Annotated in this window: 1 protein-coding gene and 1 pseudogene; both read right to left on the reverse strand. The window is 43.7% G+C overall.

Annotated elements, in window-relative coordinates; all coding sequences use genetic code 11:
- Window positions 1-46: 46 nt before the first annotated feature.
- Window positions 47-892 (reverse strand): annotated as a pseudogene (locus T363_RS0113735) (IS3 family transposase); the annotation flags it as partial.
- A complete protein-coding gene (locus T363_RS0113740; protein WP_031476757.1) occupies window positions 886-1233 on the reverse strand; it encodes a helix-turn-helix domain-containing protein in 348 nt (115 codons plus the stop codon). The pseudogene T363_RS0113735 and the gene T363_RS0113740, both read right to left, overlap by 7 nt.
- Window positions 1234-1294 lie beyond the last annotated feature (61 nt).

A 1294-nucleotide genomic window follows, 5' to 3' on the forward strand; every position in this document is an offset into this window, starting at 1 on the left:
TGAAGTGACCCCAAAAAGTTAGACAATATTTTCAAATAAATACTGTTCAAGCTACTGAAAGGGCTTGTTGTCTGTGTAAGACAGGCGGCAAGCCCTTTAATTTCGCCTTAATTCTTTTGTTATTGTAGTAATCTAAATATTCTATCAGTTCTTGCTTAAAGTGCTCCATGGAGTTAAATTCTTGCAGGTAGAGCAGCTCGCTTTTGAGCAGACCAAAAAAGTTCTCAATCACTGCATTGTCCAAGCAGTTACCTTTGCGGCTCATGCTCTGCCGGATACCCTTGTTTCTGAGCATTTGTTGGTATTGTTTATGCTGGTAATGCCAGCCTTGGTCTGAGTGAAGAATTAAATTCGTATCATCTGGTATTTGTTCAAATGCCTTGTCCAGCATGGAAGTCACCATGCTGAGAACAGGCCGATCTGAGATTGTGTAGCTGACCAGATCACTGCTGCACAAATCAAGAACCGGTGAAAGATACAGCTTTTGTCCAAACAGACTGAATTCCGTTACATCGGTAACCCACTTCTGGTTCGGTCTGTCTGCGTGGAAATTGCGTTGCAGAAGATTAGGTGCAATCCTCCCAACCTCACCTTTGTAAGAACGATATTTTTTCATACGAACACGGCAAACCAAGCCCAACTGCTTCATCAGACGCTGGACCGTCTTGTGGTTCAGATGGATTTTCCGATGGTGCAGTTCTTCTGTAATACGACGATATCCGTATCTACCCCTGTTTTCATGGTAAATAGCTGTGATTTCTGCTTTTGCTGTCTCGTATTTATCGACACGCTTCATTTGCTTTAGATGGTAATAGAAGGTTGCACGAGGCAGTTGAGCGATTACAAGCAGAAGAGATAATGAGAATTCTCGCCTTAGATCTTGGACTACCCGCGTTTTTTCTGCTGGTGTCGCTCTCGCTCCAAAACCAAGGCTTGCAAATTTTTTAAGTAGGCTACCTCTGCACGTAGACGCTGATTTTCTGCAATGAGGTCTTCCTCTACATCCTTGGAAATCTTATGAGGACGGCCTGTAGCTGCTCGACCACGCCGCTCAATATACAAGCCTTCTGGACCTTCGGTCAGATAGATTCGTTCCCAGTCCTGTACTCGCTTGTGGCGGATCCCGAATCTCTCAGCTGTTTCTGTGCAGCTGAGATTTTCTTTCCTCATAGTTTCCACTACCAGTTTCTTGAATTCTGGTGCATATCGTTTTTGTGAAACTCCCTTTGGCATAAAAAATCACCCCATCTGTTAGATAGTATATCATACTGTCTAACAAATGGGGTGCAGTTCA

This window comes from Agathobaculum desmolans ATCC 43058, assembly GCF_000701665.1.
Classification (GTDB): domain Bacteria; phylum Bacillota; class Clostridia; order Oscillospirales; family Butyricicoccaceae; genus Agathobaculum; species Agathobaculum desmolans.